Source organism: uncultured Rikenella sp., assembly GCF_948810725.1.
Classification (GTDB): Bacteria; Bacteroidota; Bacteroidia; order Bacteroidales; family Rikenellaceae; genus Rikenella.
The window spans coordinates 1-19970 of the sequence record NZ_CAQIVA010000006.1 but is presented as its reverse complement, the minus strand read 5'-3'; the positions used below and the strand labels follow the sequence as shown (position 1 = coordinate 19970).

The window sequence follows — 19970 nt, the reverse complement described above, 5'->3', positions numbered from 1 at the left end:
TGGTATATCTATAGCGGTCGGTCTGTCGCCGTTGGTTTCAGAGCTGTCCGAATCGTCGTTCTCGTTGCCGGTACGCCTCCAAAGCCCGGGTGAATTGCGCTCCGTCGAATTCCGGCCAAAGGGTGTCGGTGAAATAGAGTTCGGTGTAGGAAAGTTGCCACAGCAGGAAGTTGCTGAGGCGTTGTTCTCCGCTGGTGCGGATCAGAAGTTCCGGATCCGGCATCCCCCGGGTGGTCAGGTGCGCCGAGATCAATTCCGGCGTAATCTCCTCCGGATTCAAGTCTCCCCGCCGGACGCATTCCCCGATTTGCCGGGTCGCCTCGGTCAACTCCCACCGGGCGCTGTAGTTGAGCGCTACGTTGAGTGTCATCCGTAATTTGCCCTCCGGAATCTCCGCCGTCCGGGCCTTGTGGATGCTTTCCTGCAAGGTCTGCGGCAGCGACGCGAGGTCGCCGATGAAGTTCATCCGAATCCCCGCTCCGGTCAGCGTGTCGAGCTCGGAGAGAATCGCTCCGGCAATGAGCGACATGATGCCGTCCACCTCCTCCTCCGGCCGTCCCCAGTTTTCGGTCGAGAAGGCATAGATCGTGAGGTATTCGACCCCTGCTTCCGCCGCCGTCCGCACCACTTCGCGCACGGCGTCCACCCCGTGCCGGTGTCCGTAGAGGCGTTCTTCGCCCTGTCCTTTGGCCCACCGTCCGTTGCCGTCCATGATGACGGCGACGTGTCTCGGCGTCGGCGTTGCGGAGAGGGGTATGTGGTTCTCTTTCTGTGTCATAAAGCGGGTGAAAGCATATTTTCCGCATCGCGGTCACCAAGAGGAGACCGGGTGGAAAAACTTTCGGCGACGACGACCGGCGTCGGTCGATGCAATGTGCAAATATAGAATTTTATTTCGGCTTCGCGATGCTGCGGGTCCCTTTTTCCCGGAAGCGGCCGTCCGGACCCCGGACGGCCTTATTGCCGTTCGAACCGTTGCCGCTGCGCTTCGAAGAGGATAACGGCCGCCGCCGCGCTTACGTTCAGCGATTCGATCCGCCCCACGAGCGGAATGCCCGCCTCGACGTCGCACAACCGCAGCACCTCGCGCGAGATGCCTTTGTCTTCCGCCCCCATGACGATGACGGTCGGTTTCGTGAAGTCGACTTCGTAGACCAGCGTATTGCTCTTTTCCGTAGCCGCCACGCACTGCATGCCGATCCCCTTGAGCAGCGCGATGGCTCCTTTGAGCGATCCCGCCCGACAGACCGGAATCAGGGTCAGCGCCCCCGCCGAACTTTTGATCGCTTCGGCATTGACCGGGGCGGAGTTCTTGGCCGGCATGATCAAAGCCGCCGCCCCCGCACACTCCGCGCTCCGGGCGATTGCGCCGAAGTTCCGGACATCGGTCACCGAGTCCATCAGCATGACTAACGGCGTTTCGCCCGCCGCGATTTTCGTTTCGAGCTCTTCGGCCAGTTCGTTGATGTCCTTATAGGAGATCGCCGCCACGACCGCCGCCACCCCCTGGTGGTTCCCGTTGCGGGTCAGCCGGTTGAGCTTTTCGACCGGTACCTCCTGAATATGGATGCCCGCCTCCAGCGCCTGTTCCCGCAGGGCGTTCGCCGCGCCGACATGCGCCCGCTCCGCCGCCGCAAGCGTCTCGCCCGCCGTCTTCCGGAAGTAGATTTTTTCGATCTCCGTCCCCGCTTCGATCGCCTCGCGCACCGGATGGATGCCGAAAATCATGTTCTCCGGCGCCTTCTGTTCCGCCTTTTTGTCGAATGCGGGTTTGGATTTGTCGCTCCGCTTGCGCTCTGTGACAGGCTGCGGCCTGAAATCGCCGCGGGGCTCGGCATCTGCCGGCCGGCGGTAAAAGCTCTTTTTCGTCGAAGGGTTGTCGTTATCGAATGCCATGATTTTCTAATTTTTCGGTCGTTTCGGCCCACTCCTGCATCGTGGTGTCCAGCTTGGTTTTCAGTTGGTTGTACTCTTCGAACAGGGCCATCGTATATTGTTCCGGATCCATCAGGCGCGTTTCCAGAGCCGAGGTCTGTCGCTCCAGTTCCGCAATTTCACCCTCTAATTTGGCCACCGCGTTCCGCAGCCGTGTCACCTGCCGATCCCGCTCTTTCTTTTCGGCGTACGAGAGCTCCGGCCGCTTCTTCTGTTCCGGCTGTTTCGGCGCGGTGGGCTTGGCGGAAACCGCCGGAGTAGGGGAGGCGGAGCGTTCGATCTCGCGCATATTCTCGATCTGCCGGGCCCTCAGGAAGTCGTAAATCCCCCCCAGATGCTCCTTGACCCGCCCGTCGCGGAATTCGTAGACTTTGCTCACCAGCCCGTCCAGAAACTCGCGGTCGTGCGAGATCACCAGCACCGTCCCGTCGTAAGCCATCAGCGCCCGCTTGAGGATATCTTTCGACCGCATGTCCATGTGGTTGGTCGGTTCGTCGAGAATCAGCAGGTTGTACGGCTCCAGCATCAGCCGGGCCATCGCCAGCCGCGACCGCTCCCCGCCGCTCAGCACCTTGACTTTCTTGTCGATCTCCTCGCCCCGGAAGAGGAAAGCCCCCAGGATATCTCTGAGTCGTGTCCGGATATCCCCCACGGCCACCCGATCCAGCGTGTCGAATACCGTGAACTCCCCGTCCATCAGGTCGTCCTGGTTCTGGGCGAAGTAGCCGATGTGCACATTATGCCCCGTTTTGGTGAAACCCTCGGTCGCGGCGATTTCGTTCAGCACCATCCGCACGAAAGTGGTCTTTCCCTCGCCGTTTCGCCCCACGAGGGCTACCTTTTCGCCCCGCTCCACAACGATATTGGCCCCAGAGAAGACATGTTTCTCCGCCTTGTCTCCCTTCGCGGAAAAGGTCATGCCGGCCTCCTTGGCCTCCACGACCACCTGTCCCGAGCGCGGAGCCGACGGAAAACGGATGTTCAGCGTGGCATTGTCCTCCTCTTCGATCTCGATCCGGTCGAGCTTTTCGAGCTGCTTGATCCGCGACTGCACCTGGTTCGACTTGGTCGGTTTGTAGCGGAATTTTTCGATGAACTCTTCCGTTTTTTCAATCATCCGCTGCTGGTTCTCGTAGGCGGCGATCTGCTGTTGCCGCCGTTCGGCGCGCAGTTCGACGTAGCGGCTGTACGACACTTTATAATCTGTCGCCCGCCCGCACGAGAGTTCGATCGTCCGGTTGGTGACGTTGTCCAGAAAGGCCCGGTCGTGCGAGATGAGGATCACCGCCCCGCCGTAATTCTGCAAATAGGTCTCCAGCCACTGGATGCTCTCGATGTCGAGGTGGTTCGTGGGTTCGTCGAGCAGGAAGAGCGTGGGCTTCTTCAGCAGCAGTTTGGCCAGCTCGATCCGCATGCGCCACCCGCCTGAGAATGTGGAGGTGGGCCGGTTGAACTCTTCGCGCTTGAACCCGAGCCCGAGCAGGGTCTTTTCCACCTCGGCATCGCGGTTGTCGCCGTCCAGCAGGTGGTAGCGCTCGGTGGCTTCGTGCAGCCGGTGGAGCAGCTGTGCATACTCGTCCGATTCGTAGTCGGTGCGTGTCGATATCTCGTCCGTACAGCGGGCGATCTCGCGTTCGAGGTCGATGATCTCGGCAAAGGCCTTTCCGCACTCGGTGATGAGGTCGGTGTCGTCGGCCACGCGCATCTGTTGGGGCAGGTAGCCGACGGTGCAGTCGTCGGTCTTTGAAATCGTCCCCGAAGTCGGGGTCTGAAGGCCTGCTATAATCTTGAGTATGGTCGATTTGCCGGCTCCGTTCTTGCCAACCAGCCCGATCCGCTCTTTGGGGTTGATGAGGAACGAGACGTCGCGGAACAGGTCGCTGCCGCCGAACGAAACGGTCAAATTATCTGCGGATAACATATGATTTAACGCGATTTATATTTAGTATGCTCGATTCTTAGAGCCGGATGGAACCGTACCTTTTGACTTCGTCTTCCTCGTGCTACCTCGGCAAATCCCGCAAGCGGTCTCTGCTCTCGGAACGCTACTCGGTTCTGAAGAAAAGGTACCCAAAAGACTTTTAGCTAGCTACGCTACTCCTTAGGCTCCGCAGTCCTCAGTCTTCGTGAGTCTGTCGGGCTGGGTTTTCGGCGGGGCGCTATAATGCGAGTATTACCCCAATGCGCCCACGCCGGAAAACCACAGCCCAACGAACAAACCGAGATTTGGGCTGCCGGCAGCTTTAGGATGCGTGAGCATCCTCTAAAGTTTTTCTGGTTCTCTTTGTTCACAAAGAGAACAGTTGAATACGGTCGCTAAGAGCGGAAATACAAATAAATTGTACTTTGAATTATGCTTCAATCAGTTGTTGGATAGCCGCCACTGGATCCTCCGCCCCGAAGACCGCATTTCCCGCCACCAGGACATCCGCCCCCGCCGCGAACAGCTGAGCCGCATTTTCCGCATTCACCCCCCCGTCCACCTGGATCAGCGCCGCGCTGTTTTTTCTCAGGAGCAAGTCTTTCATTCGGCCGATCTTGTCCAGCGCCGAAGCGATGAACCGCTGCCCGCCGAAACCCGGATTGACGCTCATGATCAGGATCATGTCCGCCATCTCCGCCACCTCCTCCACCGCGCACACCGGTGTATGCGGATTCAGCGCCACCCCCGCCCGCATTCCCGCGTCGCGGATCGCCTGCAACGTCCGGTGCAGATGCGTCGAAGCCTCGACATGCACCGTCAGATAGTCCGCCCCCGCCTCTCGGAAATCGGCCACATAGCGTTCCGGCTGTACGATCATCAGGTGGACGTCGAGCGTCTTGTCCGTCGCTTTCCTCAACGCCTTGACGACAGGCAGTCCGAAACTGATGTTCGGCACGAACATCCCGTCCATCACATCCAGATGGAACCATTCGGCGCGGCTGCGGTTGACCGTTTCGGCCGCCTCGCCCAGCCGAAGGAAGTCGGCAGACAAAAAAGAAGGAGATATAATGCGTGGCATTTGCTTAAAAAATACAGTCGAATGAATGCGAGAAGCAAAGGTACGATTAATTTGCGTAAATTTGTTTGGTGACAGAGGCTCGGACGATATGAAGTACAATAGGTCAGGTATAGCCCGTTGGAGGGCGTTGTTTTTGTCGTTTGCCGTGCTTCTCTTCGGGTGCGAGACGGTTGACGAGCCGTGGAGCGGCCCCTCGGGAGGCGGTACGGGCGGGAGCGACGGGCGGCTCTCGGCAGATATTCGGATCGTGGCGACCCGGAAGTCCGAGGCGACCGTTGACGTGCTGCTGGCGCCCGGACGGAACATGCCCGCGGAACGCTACTCGTTGGGAGTCTGCTATCTGTGCGACGTCGATCCGTCGCGCCGTTTGCCGGAGTACGGCGATGGCAGCGGGCTGGAGGATCCGAGCCGGAAGAATCGGTATACCGTTTTTTGTTCCCGAGCCGAGACACAGGTGGTGATTCGGGCTTATGTCCGGACGGCGACCGGGAGGATGGCATACGGCGATTACGTGCAGGTCTTTCCGAAGGTCGACGGCGGAATATGGGCCGTGCCGGCGAAGCCGCAGTGGGCGGTTGCCGAAGACGGGCGGACAGTGGAGTTGTCCTCCTCGGTCGTGGGCGAGACGGACGGGAGCGTAAAGCGGCGCGGCTTCTGCCTGGCGAAGCCCGGAACGGCGCCCGAGCAGGCGGCCTCGCGGATATCGGTCGGAGAGACGTTCGGGGCCCGGATCGATACCTTGCGGCGGGGGATCGAGTATGCCGTGTGGGCTTATTTGGAGGACGATTGGGAACTGCGGTATGGCGATTCGACCCACGTGCGGATTCCGGCTCCGGAGCTCTTGCCCGAGGTCGAGACCGCCGGCGGGGCTACGGTATCGATCCGGCGGGTGACCGCCTCCGGACGGGTTGTCGAGACGCATGGCGCCCGGGAGGTGCGCGCCGGGATCGAATGGCGGATTGCTGAGGAGGATTTCGGTCGGAATATGACACATTGGCGGACGGTGACCCCGTCGGCGGCCGGCGGATTTTCCATGGCCCGGACAGTGGATCGACCCGGACGGTGGCTCTATCGGGCTTTCGTGACGACGGAATACGGGTGGGGCTATGGTGCGGTACGGTCGGTAGAGGTGCCGCCTTACGAGCAGTATCTGCCGACGGTGCGAACCGACTCGCGGGTCGTGAGTCATACGGCGGCGACGGCAGTCGTGGCAGGCGAAGTGCTTTCGGACGGCGGCGTGGGAATCACCGAGCGGGGGATTTGCCACGGCCCCATCTCCCGCCCCGATCTCTCCGGCAAGGAGGTCGAGGTCAGGGGCACCGTCGGCCGGATGACGGCGCGGATCGAGGGGATTCCGTTGGACAAGACCTATTATTATCGTGCCTATGCCGAAAACGCCGCCGGGCGGGTCTACGGCGAGGTGCAGACGCTCTATATCCGGTCGAGCGACTTCCGGGTGGAGTTCCGCGACCTCGAAGCCCGGGTGGCGAGCGACGGATCGGTTACGTTCCGGGTTCGGATTGCGAACGATCGGGGACAGAAGTTTCGAGAGAGGGGTTTTTGTTGGGACTACGCTTCGTATGGGACGCCCACCGTTTCAGACCATAAGAAAGATGCCCGATCGGTGCTCGGCTCGTCGTACGAGGTTCGGGTCAGCAGCACGTATGATGTCCGCAAAGGAATGAAATATCGGGTGCGGGCCTATGTGGTGACGGAGGACGGCGTGACGTGGTATAGCAGCGACCGGACTTACGATGCGGTTTATTTTACGGTTCCGAAAGATGACGACTAATCAGAGCATGCCGGACCCCAGGCAGATACTCGAAAAATACTGGGGCTATCAGACCTTTCGTCCCTTGCAGCGCGAGATTATCGACTCGGTGGTGGCCGGACGCGATACGGTCGTCCTGTTGCCCACCGGCGGCGGCAAATCCCTGACTTATCAGGTGCCCGCGCTGGCCTTGCCCGGGGTGACCATCGTGATCACGCCGCTCATCGCCCTGATGAAAGACCAGGTCGACGCCCTTCGGCGGCGCGGCGTGCGGGCCGTGGCGATTCATTCCGCCATGTCGGCCCGCGAGATCGATATCGCTCTGGACAATTGCGTGTACGGCGATGTGAAGCTGCTCTACATCGCCCCGGAACGGATCGAGACGCGGATTTTCCACACCCGTGTGCGGAAGATGGAGGTCGCGTTGGTGGCGGTGGATGAAGCGCACTGTATCTCGGAGTGGGGGTATGATTTCCGCCCCTCCTATCTGCGGATCGCCCGCCTGCGGGAGTGGCTGCCGGGCGTGCCGTTTCTGGCCGTGACCGCCACGGCCACGGCGCTGGTGCTGGAGGATATTCGGCGGCATCTGGAGTTGGACGATCCGGCGGTTTTCCGGGGGTCGTTCGCTCGACCGAACATCCGGTTCGTGGTGCGGAACGGCGAGAACAAGACCGGCCAGATGTTACGGGTGATCCGCCGGGTCGAGGGCTCGGGCATCGTCTATGCGCGCACGCGGAAAGCGACCGAAGAGATCGCCTCGATGCTGATCGGAGAGGGGATTGCGGCGGATTTTTACCATGCCGGTCTGGGGTTCCGGCTGCGGGCGGCGAAACAGGAGGCGTGGTTGCGGGGCGACGTGCGGGTGATCGTGGCTACCAACGCCTTCGGGATGGGGATCGACAAACCGGATGTGCGGTTCGTGATCCACGAACGGATGCCCGATTCGCTGGAGGCCTACTACCAGGAGGCGGGACGAGCCGGTCGGGACGGTTTGCCCGCTTATGCGGTGCTGCTCTACAACGGAATGGACACGACGGCGGCGCGGCGGCGCATCGAGACGACCTATCCGCCGTTGGAGACGGTGCGACAGGTCTACGAAGCGATCTTCAACCACTTGCAGGTGACGGTGGGAGGCGGAAAAGAGGCGGTCTTCGATTTCGATTTGGAAGAGTTCGCGAAGCGGTTCAAATTCTATTCGCTTACTGCGTTTTATGCGATTAAATTGCTGGAGCTGAACGGCTACATGACGCTGACGGACGTGCTGGACAATCCGACCCGGATCATGTTCCGCATGTCGCGCGAGGAGCTCTACAAATTGCGGGTCGATCGGACGGAGCTGGACAGTTTTTTGCGGATTCTGTTGCGGCTTTATACGGGTTTGTTTACGGAGTTCGTGGCGGTGGACGAGGCCTATCTGGCCCGGATGTCGGGGTATACGGAGGCGCGGGTGAAGGAGCTGCTTTACCAGCTCTCGGTGATGCGGGTGATCCGGTATATCCCTCGTCGGAGTTCGCCTCTGTTGATTTTGCACGAGGAGCGGCTGCCGGTCGGGGATGTGGCGATCGCTCCGGCGACCTATCACCGGCGGCGGGAGCTGGAGGAGTTGCGGGGCGCGGCGATGGCGGAATATGCGGAGAACGGCTCGCAGTGTCGGAGCGTGCTGTTGAGGGAGTATTTCGACGAGCCGCATCCGGAACCGTGCGGAGTTTGCGACGTTTGTTTGTCGCGGCGGGCCGACGAGATGTTCCGGGCGAGCGATGCTTTCGGTCGGATCGAGGGGGATATCGTGCGGGTGTTGGAGTCGGTTCCGTCCGGTAGGTCGATGACTTTGCGCGCCTTGTTGGCAGCGGTGGAGGGTCGTCCGACGATGGTATTGACGATGTTGCGTCGTTTGTTGGCCCGGGGTCGAGTGCGTCAGTTGAACGACGGCGGCCTGGTGGTAGACGAGTAGAACCCGTGGTTTATCTGCGCGCGACGTAGTTATATATGTTTCAATTGCTCGCCCGTCCCGCCTAAAGATGAATCGCGCAGGCTCGCGGATGTAGAACGGTGCGCAGATTTGTGCTGAGTGAGTAGCGGGCCGGAGCCTGCGCTGCTTTGGGTAGAGGCTGACAGCAAAAGACGCTGTGCGTCCCTCCCGCTGGGGGAGGCGTCCGGCCCGCGCGGCTCTTTGAACCGCAATAAATGCAAACAGGGGGCGGCCTAATTTAGGGTGGTTCCGGTCAGCTTTTGAGTGCCACTCTGCACTGTTTTATTCCGAGAGGCAGCGCAACTGAAGACCGCTGGCACGGTGCGTCGAGTTGCTGGGGTGGAGTGCTTTCGCGTGGAAGCTCAAGTACATACCATGGATGTCACTGGCTGTAGCAGCCCAGCTATACCCGCTGTTATTGACGTACCACAGTGCGCCATCGTCGATGGTGCGGAAGCCCGGGGCGGGGAGGATGAAAAGAATATTGTGTACATTTGCCTCCGATTCGGGCCACCGTTCCCGACCCCTGAAAACAGATGAAAAAAATAATCGCATTCATACCCAACCTGCTCACACTGTGCAATCTGCTCTCAGGCTGCGCGGCAGTTTCCGTGTTGTTTCTCGAACACGATTTTCAAGCAGCATTTTGGCTCGTAATCGCAGCAGCCGTATTCGATTTTTGCGACGGCGCCGTTGCCCGGTTGTTGCATGTCAGCTCGCCGATCGGCAAAGAGCTTGATTCGCTGGCCGATATGGTCAGTTTCGGACTCGTTCCGGCCTCCGTCGTCTATATGTTGCTGAGGCTGACGGCGAGTGCGGGCGGATGGTTGCCGTATGTCGGATTTCTGATCGCAGCCTGTTCCGCACTGCGGCTGGCCAAGTTCAATATCGACGAGCGGCAGCACGAAGAGTTTCGAGGCCTGCCGACCCCGGCCTGCGCGCTGTTTTTCGTCTCCTTGTCCCTGATGATCGGGCAGATCGGGTGGATTTCCTGTCCGGTCGTACTCGTCGGGTTGAGTGTGGTTTTTTCAGCCCTTTTGGTCTGTGATATACCGATGTTTTCGTTGAAATTCAAGTCATTGGCTTGGCGAGGGAATCAACTCAGATACGTTTTTCTGATTATTTCCGTTCTATTGATTGCGATTTTGCGATTAGCCGCTCCGGCCGTGATAATAGCCGGTTATATCGTGATTTCCACCATTCGGGCGATCGTTTTGAAAAAAATGTGTAAAAGGCTGTAAATCATAGGCGTAGCAGTTTGTGGGAATTTTCGTACCTTTGCCCGCCGATTGGAGTGGACTTTGTCGGAAGTCGAGCGCGCGGGCAATAGGTTGGGCTGAGGCTTTGCGTATGCGGGGATATCCAGCCAGAGCATCCCGTAGGGATGCGCTCTAAAGTTTTTCTGGTTCTCTTTGTGAACAAAGAGAACAGTTCTAGCCGGGGCAGTGTCCAGATCGCGCGCCCTGCCTAAAGAAGCGATTCAACTATTTCGGCGGTTAGCCGAATATAGATGAATCGCGCGGGCGCGCATCGAAGAACCGGGCCGAGCTGTTAAGCGATACGTAGTATCGCTCTGTCCCGCCGGGGTCACCCGGCCGCCGCCCGCGCAGGGCAGTTTTAGGCGGGACAAAGAACGGCGCGCAGAAAAACTTGGCTCGCGCAAAAAATCCGTCGCCCGCCCGCCTTAAGAGGGATTTCACTCGTTTTGCGTTAGCAAAATCGAGATGAAATCCCAGCGGGCGACGGCAAACGCGGCGGAGCGACAGCGGAGCCGCAGTGATGCTGACACGGGGCGGAGAATTGGGGCGAGCTTTGGGCCGTGCTGTTCTTTGGGCTGAGATTTGGGCGGTGAGTTGGGTCTTGCTTTTGGCCGGGCTTTGGGCCGAGCTTCTGCGGCTCTTTGAGCCGCGCAGTCCGCCGCCACCCCAAGCGGCGGGCTGCAACTCGACGGAGCTCGTTGCACTCACCGCTGGCGGCGAACTTTTGCAAACAGGGCGAGGACGAACCCGACAGATTGGGCGGTGAATGGGCTGAGCTCTTGCGGCTCATAGAGCCGCGCGGGCCGGACGCCTGCCCACGGGCGGCCCGCAACTGACGTTGCTTTGGGCCCCGCAGGCTTCGACCGCTTGAACTGAGAGCGAGTAGTGCGGTTCGTAGAACCGCCGGGCCTGCGCGCTGGGCCTTTGGCCCACCCCCGAGCGCGCGGCCCGAACCCTACAGAAGGTGGGGTGTTGATGGCGGAACTATCGCGACCTTTAGGTCGCCGTCCTCGGAGCGCAGCGAACGCCGTAGGCGGGTGTCCGACTGTACAGTCAAATTGAAATAGGGTAGAGTCACCTAATTAGGGTAGCTCCCGCCCCTTGCCCCCCGCGGGCCCGCGGCGTTTATTCCGAGAGGCAACGCAACAGAAAACCGTAGACACGGTTGTACGAGCTGCTGGGATCGAGACCCTGCATGTAGAAAAGCAGATGCCCGCCATCTATGCCGCTCGTCCCGGATGCCCAACCATACCCGAGGCCTCCGCCGCCCCATAATAAGCCTTCGTTGCCACCGCGGTAACCCGGGGCGACAACCCCCTCGACCGCCCTTGGCGAACGAGAACAAACTGATAACCACTGAAAAAAAGTCGATGGGAAAATCCCGACGGACATACGCTCTGCGCCTCGCCCTGCTCGGCCTCTTGCTCGGCTGCGCCATGTCGGCCCGGGCGCAGTACGGCAGCGGTACCGTGATCCGTTATCCCGTAGACAACAGTTCCAGCAACTCCTCCGGCCTGCTGCCCAGCCAGATGATCGAACGCGACACCATCGACAAAGCGCGGCGGCCTAAGAAACCCCTCGAATCCTTCTATTTCGACGACTCCACCCGCAAACAGCGCATCTTCGCCTGGACCGTTTCGCTCGACGACAACGACATCACCCTGCGGGACTTGGATACCACCCTCGCCGATTTCCACATCGACTACCCCTTTATGCGCCAGGGCGTCGGCAGCGCTTCGCTCGGGAACCTCGGCGGCGCCAGCATTCCCCTCGACTACTTCCAGCGGCCCCAATTCCGCAACTTCTCCTTCGTACAGGCATGGGCCCCCTATTTGATGACACCGGAACAGGTGCTCTTCTATAACGCCAAGATGCCCTACACCAACATCTCCTACCAGATGTCCGGCGAACGGTCGAAAGAAGAACAAATCTTCCACGCCGTCATCTCGCAGAACATCTCCCCTTCCAGCTCCATCAACCTCGAATACAACTCCGACGGTATGCGCGGGCAGTACGAGCGGCAAAAAGCCTTGGACAGGTACTTTGCCGCCAACTTCGCACACACCGGGAAACGCTATGCCATTCACGGCGGATATATCTATAACGTAGGCGACATTCAGGAAAACGGCGGGATTCAGGACATGCGCGACGTGATGGACACCGTCTACGACATGACCGAGAACATCCCCGTTCGGCTGGACGGAAAAGCCGACGCCCGCAATCAGTACAAAGGGCACACCTTTTACTGGACCCAGTCCCTGGCCATTCCCCTGCGCCGGCAGCGCGTTTCCGACGACCTGACCTTGTCCGGAATACCGACCATTTACGTCGGCCAATCCTTCCAGCATACCACCTTCCGGAAAATCTATTCCGATGCCGTCAAAGCCGATCCCGATGACGGGACAGGAGCAGGAGACGACCCCGTCGTGCCGCCGTTCTACGACCATTTTTACGTCAGTCCCGACGGAACCTACGACTCCGTTCGGCAGGCCATGACCGACGTCAAACTCTTCATGCAGCTCCAGCCTTACAACCGGAACGGCATTCTCGGCCTCGTTACCGCCGGAGTGGGGGACGAGTTCAACCGCTACTACTACAACGTGCCGGAGCCCTATCGCGGGCTCTACGGCAACGGAGGGAAACAAGGTAAAAATTCGATCTACGTCTACGGAGGACTCGAGGGAGCCGTCAGCCGCTACATGCGCTGGTCGGCCGACGCCAAACTCCACCTGATCGGGTATCGAAGCGGCGATTTCCATGTGGGCGGCAAACTGTCGCTCGCGGCCTATGTCCGCGAAAAACCGCTGAAATTGGACGCCTCGGTGCGCTTCTCGCTGCGCGAGCCGGACTTCTGGCAGCAGAACTACTTCTCGAACCACTACGCGTGGCTCAACCACTTCTCCAAAGAGAAGACTACGCTCATCACCGCCGCATTCACCGTCCCCGACTACGGGATCGAACTCGGAGGAAGTTACGCCCTGACCAAAGACAAAGTCTACTACGGGCCGAACGTCGTTCCTCAGCAGCACACCGGCATGCTCAACGTGATGGGACTTTATCTGCGCAAGGATTTCCGCCTCGGCGGATTTCACTTGAACCATAGGGTGCTCATGCAATGGAGTTCCGACCAGACGGTCGCTCCGGTGCCCCTGCTCAGCGCATCGTTGTCCTACTTCTTCGGCTTCGACATCGTCCGGAACGTGCTCCACATGCAGATCGGCGTCGACGGACGGTATAATACCGAGTATTATGCCTACGCCTACAACCCCGCCATCGGACAGTTCTATACGCAGGATCGCGTGAAGTTAGGCAACTACCCCTCGTTGGACGCCTTCGTGACAGCGAAGTGGAAACGGCTGAGACTGAGGCTCAAACTCCAGCACTGGAACTGCAACCTGTTCGGCGATAACCGCTACTTCGAAGTGGTCGATTATCCCCAAAACCGGATGATGTTCAAGGTTGGACTTTCGTGGTCGTTCTACGACTAACGCGGCTCGCATTGGCATGAGAATTGCTCTCCCGACCTGTAAAAACGAGGGATGAATCTCAAAAAAATAGGACTTGTTCTTGCATTTTTGCTCGTATCGGACCTGACCTTCGTCGGCTGCTCCGGTACCCGTCAGGTAGTCGCCTCAGTAGCGCCCACCGCCGAACAGGTGGAGATCGCCAGCCGGGGACAGATATCGCCTTACGACCCCCTGCTGAGGCAGGCCGCCGAAGAGGCCGGGATGGACTGGCGCTTTCTGGCCGCCATCGCCTGCCAGGAATCCCGCTTCGATCCCCACGCCCGGTCGCACCGCGGAGCCTTGGGCCTCATGCAGGTGATGGAGAGCGTCGCCACCGACTTCGGAGTACCCGCCGAACAGCTCATCGACCCGAAAGTCAATATCTCGATGGCCGTGCGGCTGATCCAACGGATCGAACGCACCTTGCGGTTCGGGAGCCGGACTTCGGAAGACGACCGGCTGCGGATTATCCTGGCCTGCTACAACGCCGGGATGGGGCACATCATCGACGCCCGTCGGCTGGCCGTGAAACACGGCGTGAACCACAACTCCTGGAACCGCCTCAGCGAATACGTATCCATCAAAGGCTCGCCGGAGTGGGTGGACGACGAAGCGGTGCGGAGCGGCGCTTTCGACGGCACCGAAACGCTCCAGTTCGTCGACAAAGTGATGGCCCGATATGCCGAATACTGCGAAAAATATATCTGACGGATATTGCAACGTCGAAAAAAGACGTATATTTGCACTCGGAATCTGCTGCCGATCGGCCTTGCCGCGGCAGACATCCGGCGAAAACAGCATGAAACTGAAATTCGGACATAGCAGGACGGAGGGTTTTTATTCGCCCTTTTATTATTACCGCCGCCGGTTTTTCGGAGAGGGGTCTGCGTCTTCTTTGTCCTTGTAAAACGATTGCTTACCATTTACGCAATATTTGCTAACCAAAGACCCGGCCTCTTCCTCTGAAGAGCCGGGTCTTTCGTTTTTAACCGTTCGTTTATTGTTCTTTGCCCTGTACGGAACTGTTCTCTTTGTGAACAAAGAGAACCAGAAAAACTTTAGACGGATGCTTCGCATCCTCCAGCTGCCGGCGGCCTAAATCTCGGTTGGTTCGTTGGGCTGTGGTTTTCCGGCGCGGGCGCATTAGGGTAATACTCGCATTATATGCGCCCCGCCGAGAAAACCCAGCCCGACAAACTCACGAAGACTGAGGACTGCGGAGCCTAAGGCGTAGCGTAGCTATCATGAAAGTCTTTTGGGTACCTTTTCTTCAGAAAAGGTACGGTTCCATGCGGGTAGACACAGTAATCGAACAATTAAACAAGAAGAGATCGATTTATATGGGATTGCGCGTAGCGATACAAGGATACGAAGGCTGTTTCCACCACATCGCCGCCGAAGGATACTTCGGCGAAGAAATACAGATCGTTCCCTGCGCCACCTTTCGGGGCGTGGTGCGAGCCTTGGAAGAGGGGAGCGCCGATGCAGCCTTGATGGCCATCGAGAACTCCATCGCCGGGAGCATTCTGCCCAATTACGGCCTGTTGCAGGATCGTCTGTTGCGCGTCGTCGGCGAGCTCTATTTGCAGATTCGGCAGAACCTGCTCGTGCTGCCCGACGTCGAGCTGAGCGAGATCCGCGAAGTGTGGTCCCATCCGATGGCCCTGTTGCAGTGCGCCGATTATTTGGACGACAAAGGGTGGCGTCTCGTCGAGACCGAAGATACCGCCCTCTCCGCCCGGCAAGTGGGCGAGCAACGCGTGCGGCATGCCGCCGCTATTGCAGGCGAGCTGCCCGCCCGGCTTTTCGGCCTGAAAGTCATCGCCCCCGAGATCAATACCATCAAGAACAACCACACCCGGTTTATGGTCTTGCGTCGGAGCGCTGACTGCCCGGCCGACCGGAGCGTCGGAGAGGAGCGAATCAACAAAGCCTCCCTCTATTTTCAGGTCGGACACCGGAAAGGGACACTCGCCAGCGTGCTGAACACCATGGAACGGTACAACATCAACATGACCAAACTGCAATCCTATCCCGTGCCCAGCGACCCCTTCCACTACCTTTTCCACCTCGACATGGAGTTCGAAGACGTTTGGGAATACCGGGAAGCCGTGGCCCACATGCGTTCCGTGAGCGACGGGCTGACCGTTTACGGCGAATACACCCGCGGGAAACATATTTAGCGAAAGTGAGTTCAAAGCACCAACCGAACATGACGAAGATAGCGATCGCCGACCGGCTCGGCGAAGTCAAAGAGTACTACTTTTCCAAGAAACTGGCCCAGATCGACGAGATGCGGCGGGCCGGATTCGATGTCATCAACCTCGGCATCGGGAGTCCCGACCTGCCGCCCCATCCGTCGGTCGTCGAAGCCCTCTACCGCGGCGCCAAGGACGCGCATACCCACGGATATGCCAATTATAAAGGCGAGCGCGTGCTGCTCGAAGCCATCGCCGAGTGGTACGACCGGAAGTACGGCGTGACCGTGGATCCGATGCGCGAAGTGCTCACCTTGTACGGTTCCAAGGAGGGGCTGACCTATCTGTGCCAGACCTTCGTCAATCCCGGCGACCGGGTGCTGGTTCCGAATCCCGGGTATCCGGCTTATGCCGCCGCCGTCCGGCTGGCCGGCGGGATCGTGGACGACTATCGGCTGACCGAAGCGAACGGCTGGATGCCCGATTTCGACGAGCTGGAACGGCGCGACCTGTCGGGCGTGAAGCTGATGTTTCTCAACTATCCGCACATGCCCACCGGGACGGCGCCGACAGCGGGGCTTTTCGAACGGTTCGTCGATTTCGCCCGGCGGCACGGTATCCTGCTGGTGCACGACAATCCGTACAGCTTTATCCGCAACGACGCCCCGCAGAGCCTGATGGCCGTTCCGGGGGCGCGTGAGGTGGCCGTGGAGCTCAACTCGCTGAGCAAGAGCCAGAATATGGCCGGCTGGCGCGTCGGGATGATGGTGGGGCGCGAGGATGTGCTGGCGGCTGTGCTGCGGTGCAAGAGCAATCTGAACAACGCCATGTTCGTGCCGATGCAACAGGCGGCGGCCGTGGCGTTGGGATTGGGCGACGAGTGGTACGCCGAAGTCAATCGCACCTATCGGAGCCGCGAGGCGTGGGCGGTGCGGATACTGGAGGATTTGGGCTGTACCGTGCGGCCGGGCCAGATGGGGCTTTTCGAGTGGGGGCGTCTGCCGGACACGGCTTTGGCGGCCGGGACGGATTGTTACGGTTTTATCGACCGGATTTTGGATGAAGACAAGGTTTTCCTGACCCCGGGCGGTATTTTCGGCTCCGAAGGAGAACGGTACGTGCGGGTGTCGCTCTGCGCCGACGAGGCGACTTTGCAGCGGGCGTGGGAAAGGCTTTTCAAATAGACGTAAACGGTACGAAAAACGAGATGATTGCAACGATAATCGGACTGGGGCTGATCGGCGGGTCGTTCGCCCTGGCGTTGAAAGATCAGGGACTGGCCGACCGGGTGATCGGTGTGGATCGCGATCCGGCCCATGCGGCCAAGGCGTTGGAACTCGGGCTGGTGGACGAGCTGCTGCCGCTCGACGCGGCGGTCGACGCTTCGGATCTGGTCGTGCTGGCGATCCCGGTGAATGCCATCCCTTTGCAGGCCGTGAAGATCCTTAACCGGGTGGATCGGCAGGTGGTAATGGACATGGGGTCGACCAAAGAGGAGCTCTGCGAAGTTATTTCCCAACATGCGCGTCGGGGTCGGTTCGTGGCGACCCATCCGATGTGGGGGACGGAGTATTCGGGGCCGGAGGCGGCTGTGCGAGGCGCTTTTACGGGACGTTCGGTGGTGATCTGTCAGGGTGATCGGAGCGATCCGGACGCGCTGGCGCAGGTCGAGGAGATATACAGCCGGATCGGGATGCCGATTTTGAGGATGGAGCCGGAGGAGCATGATTTGCATGCGGCGTATGTGAGCCACATTTCGCAAATCACCTCTTATGCCCTGGCGCTGACGGTGTTGGAGAAGGAGCGCGAGGAGGAGGCGATATTCGCTCTGGCGGGCGGAGGGTTCGAGAGCACGGTTCGTCTGGCGAAGAGTTCGGGCGAGATGTGGATTCCGATTCTGTTGAAAAACAAATACAACGTATTGGATGTCCTTCGGGAGCACATCCACCAGCTCCAGATCATGCGGCACATGATCGAGCGGGACGACGCGGAAGGGTTGCAGTCGGCGATCCGGAAAGCGAACTCCATCCGTCGGATTATTCATTAGGGGATGTGGTTCGGTGCGCGGCATTTTGAGGATACGTTAGCATCCGTCTAAAGTTCTTTGGTTCTTTCTGTTCACAGAAAGAACAGTACCAGCCGGGGCAATGCAAACGCAGTTTGCAAATTGCCGAGCGGCGAGGAGGAAGGCGAAGCCAACGAGAACAGTTTGAGGCGGGTCAAAGCTCATCCGTTCGCGGCGTCGGGCGTAGGGTAGAGGCTGTCAGTTGAAATGCGTCAGCATTTCCCGTCCACGGGACGTGGGGCCCGGCCGGCCCGAGGCCAGTCCCCTCAAACCAAATCGCGCCCCGCCTAAAGAAGCGATTCAGCTATTTCGGCGGTGAGCCGAAAGAGAATGAATTGCGCAGGCGCGCGAACAAAAACGGGGTAAGGAATTGGGCCGAGGCTGCCTTAGCGATACGTAGTATCGCTCCGTCCCGCCGGGGTCACCCGGACGCCGCCCGCGCAGGGCAGTTTCAGGCGGGTCGAAGCTCGACCGCGCGCCGCCGCCTAAAGAGGGAAATCGTCAAAATGTGCAGGCACGTTTTGACAAGATTTCCCAAGGCGCGCGGACAAAGATCGGTGTACGAAAATGCGGCGAAGCGAAAGCGGAGCCGCAGTGAGGCCGACACGCGGCGGTATTGTTGTCCGAGCTTCTGCGACCCTTTAGGGTCGCGCAGTTCGCCGCCAGCGGCGGGCTGCAACTCGTCGGAGCTCGTTGCAGTCACCGCTGGCGGCGACCCGCTTAAACCAAAAGCGAGTAGCGCGATTCCGAGAGGAATCGCCGTCCTCGGCAAGAGCGGAGCATTAGCGGCGCGAGGGGGGCGCGCCGAGGATGAATAAGGAGAGTCTTGGTTGATATACGGGCCGAGGTTACCCATTGTGAGTGCGGCACCCCCGTTTATTCCGAGAGGCAACGCAACTGAAGACCGTGGGCACGGTATTCGATTAAATCGGGATTGAGACCATCCGGGCCGAAGTTCATAAACATACAGCGAGATTCGCGGGGCGCGGATGAAAGGCTATAGCCGGCGAGACCACTGTGTACTACGTCGCCATTGAGCCTTTCGCGGTAGCCCGGGGCGGGCTAAAGATCAGTTACAGAACGAAAAATAAAACAAATACGATAGATGGAAACCAAAAAAATCGATTGGAAAGGCAAACGCCCGTTGATTATTTCCGGGCCGTGCAGCGCCGAGACCGAAGAACAGACCCTCGATACCTGCCGTCGGTTGGCCGCCACCGGTGCGGTGGACGTGCTGCGTGCCGGAATCTGGAAGCCGCGTACCAAACCCGGAACATTCGAGGGCGTCGGCCTGCCCGGCCTCTCGTGGATGGCCGAAGCGAAAAAGGAGACCGGCCTGCCCGTGGCGACCGAAGTGGCCAATGCCAAACATGTCGAAGGCGCCCTGGAATTCGGCGTCGATCTGTTGTGGATCGGTGCGCGGACGACCGTCAATCCGTTTAGTGTGCAGGATATTGCCGACGCCTTGCGCGGCGTGAAAATTCCCGTGCTGGTCAAGAACCCGATGAACCCCGACCTCGATCTCTGGATGGGGGCCGTACAGCGGCTTCAGAAGGTCGGAATCGAGCAGGTCGGGCTGATTCACCGCGGATTCTCGTCGTTCGGCGTCTCCAAGTACCGGAACAATCCGATGTGGCCTTTGGCGATCGAGATGAAGATGCGGATGCCGGACGTGCCGATGATCGGCGACCCGTCCCACATTACCGGGAAACGCGCCCTGCTCAAAGAGGTGGCTCAGGAATGTGCCGACCTGAACTACGACGGTTTGATTATCGAGAGCCACATCTGTCCGGACAAAGCGTGGAGCGACGCCGCACAACAGGTCGTTCCGGAAGAGCTGGGCGAGCTGGTTCGGAGCATCGTGTGGCGTAAACCTCAGACCGACAAGCCGGATTTTCTGCGTTCGTTGGACAAGTTGCGCAGCCAGATCGACCAGTACGACGCCGAATTGTTCACCTTGTTGAGCAAACGGATGGCCGTGGCCGAGAAGATCGGTGAGATTAAGCGGGACAACGAAGTGATGATTCTCCAGAGCGCTCGCTGGGACGATATCGTGAAGCGGGTTTTGGCGACCGCCGACGAGTTGCAATTGAGTCGGGAGTTTTTGAGCATTTTGTTGAATTCGATTCATATGGAGAGCATCAGCCGCCAGCACCAGGTGATGAACTCGAAGAAGTAGGCGCGCGGAACAGAGAGTTGGGTTGAGCTGCTTAAGCGATACGCAGTATCGCTCCGTCCCGCCGGGGCGCCCATCGGGCGTTTTGT

At 59.4% G+C, this 19970-nt stretch carries 14 protein-coding genes; 9 read left to right on the top strand and 5 right to left on the bottom strand.

All coding sequences use genetic code 11. From position 1 onward, the window contains the following. Positions 1-37 precede the first annotated feature (37 nt). The 4 genes from uppS to rpe all read right to left on the bottom strand — a co-directional run bounded on the left by uppS (position 38) and on the right by rpe (position 4937). A complete protein-coding gene (gene uppS / locus Q9S52_RS03895; RefSeq protein ID WP_304708224.1) occupies positions 38-778 on the bottom strand; it encodes a polyprenyl diphosphate synthase in 741 nt (246 codons plus the stop codon). A 179-nt stretch (positions 779-957) separates the two neighbouring features. Then, a complete protein-coding gene (gene rlmB, locus Q9S52_RS03890; RefSeq protein ID WP_304708271.1) occupies positions 958-1728 on the bottom strand; it encodes a 23S rRNA (guanosine(2251)-2'-O)-methyltransferase RlmB in 771 nt (256 codons plus the stop codon). Positions 1729-1882: 154 nt separating this feature from the next. Continuing rightward, positions 1883-3856 carry a ribosomal protection-like ABC-F family protein gene (gene abc-f, locus Q9S52_RS03885; protein WP_304708223.1) on the bottom strand — a complete coding sequence of 658 codons (1974 nt, stop codon included), beginning with the start codon at positions 3854-3856 and terminating at the stop codon, positions 1883-1885. Positions 3857-4286: 430 nt separating this feature from the next. Then, a complete protein-coding gene (gene rpe / locus Q9S52_RS03880) occupies positions 4287-4937 on the bottom strand; it encodes a ribulose-phosphate 3-epimerase (protein WP_304708222.1) in 651 nt (216 codons plus the stop codon). Positions 4938-5025: 88 nt separating this feature from the next. Between rpe and Q9S52_RS03875 the strand changes: the two genes are divergently transcribed. Beyond that, entirely contained in the window at positions 5026-6729 is a 1704-nt protein-coding gene (locus tag Q9S52_RS03875; protein WP_304708221.1) for a hypothetical protein, read from the top strand. 7 nt (positions 6730-6736) lie between these two features. Continuing rightward, positions 6737-8659 (top strand): ATP-dependent DNA helicase RecQ, encoded by a 1923-nt coding sequence (locus tag Q9S52_RS03870; protein WP_304708220.1) that lies wholly within the window; start codon positions 6737-6739, stop codon positions 8657-8659. Positions 8660-8959: 300 nt separating this feature from the next. On the opposite strand, the gene Q9S52_RS03865 is transcribed toward Q9S52_RS03870, so the two are convergent. Next, a complete protein-coding gene (locus tag Q9S52_RS03865) occupies positions 8960-9232 on the bottom strand; it encodes a hypothetical protein (protein ID WP_297627338.1) in 273 nt (90 codons plus the stop codon). Here Q9S52_RS03865 and pssA point away from each other — a divergent pair. From pssA to Q9S52_RS03830, 7 genes are all read left to right on the top strand, one after another. Then, on the top strand, positions 9214-9918 hold the full coding sequence (gene pssA / locus Q9S52_RS03860) for a CDP-diacylglycerol--serine O-phosphatidyltransferase (RefSeq protein ID WP_304708219.1): 705 nt from the start codon (positions 9214-9216) through the stop codon (positions 9916-9918). The two genes, Q9S52_RS03865 and pssA, sit on opposite strands and share 19 nt — an antisense overlap. A 1388-nt stretch (positions 9919-11306) precedes the next feature. Next, positions 11307-13424, top strand: a complete 2118-nt coding sequence (locus tag Q9S52_RS03855; protein ID WP_304708218.1) for a putative porin — start codon at positions 11307-11309, stop codon at positions 13422-13424. 51 nt (positions 13425-13475) lie between these two features. Further along, on the top strand, positions 13476-14150 hold the full coding sequence (locus Q9S52_RS03850; RefSeq protein ID WP_300829216.1) for a transglycosylase SLT domain-containing protein: 675 nt from the start codon (positions 13476-13478) through the stop codon (positions 14148-14150). A gap of 632 nt (positions 14151-14782) precedes the next feature. After that, positions 14783-15625, top strand: coding sequence for a prephenate dehydratase (locus tag Q9S52_RS03845; protein ID WP_304708217.1), 843 nt, complete (start codon positions 14783-14785; stop codon positions 15623-15625). Positions 15626-15654: 29 nt separating this feature from the next. After that, positions 15655-16824, top strand: coding sequence for a pyridoxal phosphate-dependent aminotransferase (locus Q9S52_RS03840; protein WP_304708216.1), 1170 nt, complete (start codon positions 15655-15657; stop codon positions 16822-16824). A 23-nt stretch (positions 16825-16847) separates the two neighbouring features. After that, entirely contained in the window at positions 16848-17687 is an 840-nt protein-coding gene (locus Q9S52_RS03835) for a prephenate dehydrogenase (protein ID WP_297832548.1), read from the top strand. A 1123-nt stretch (positions 17688-18810) separates the two neighbouring features. Next, entirely contained in the window at positions 18811-19884 is a 1074-nt protein-coding gene (locus Q9S52_RS03830; protein ID WP_304708215.1) for a chorismate mutase, read from the top strand. Positions 19885-19970 lie beyond the last annotated feature (86 nt).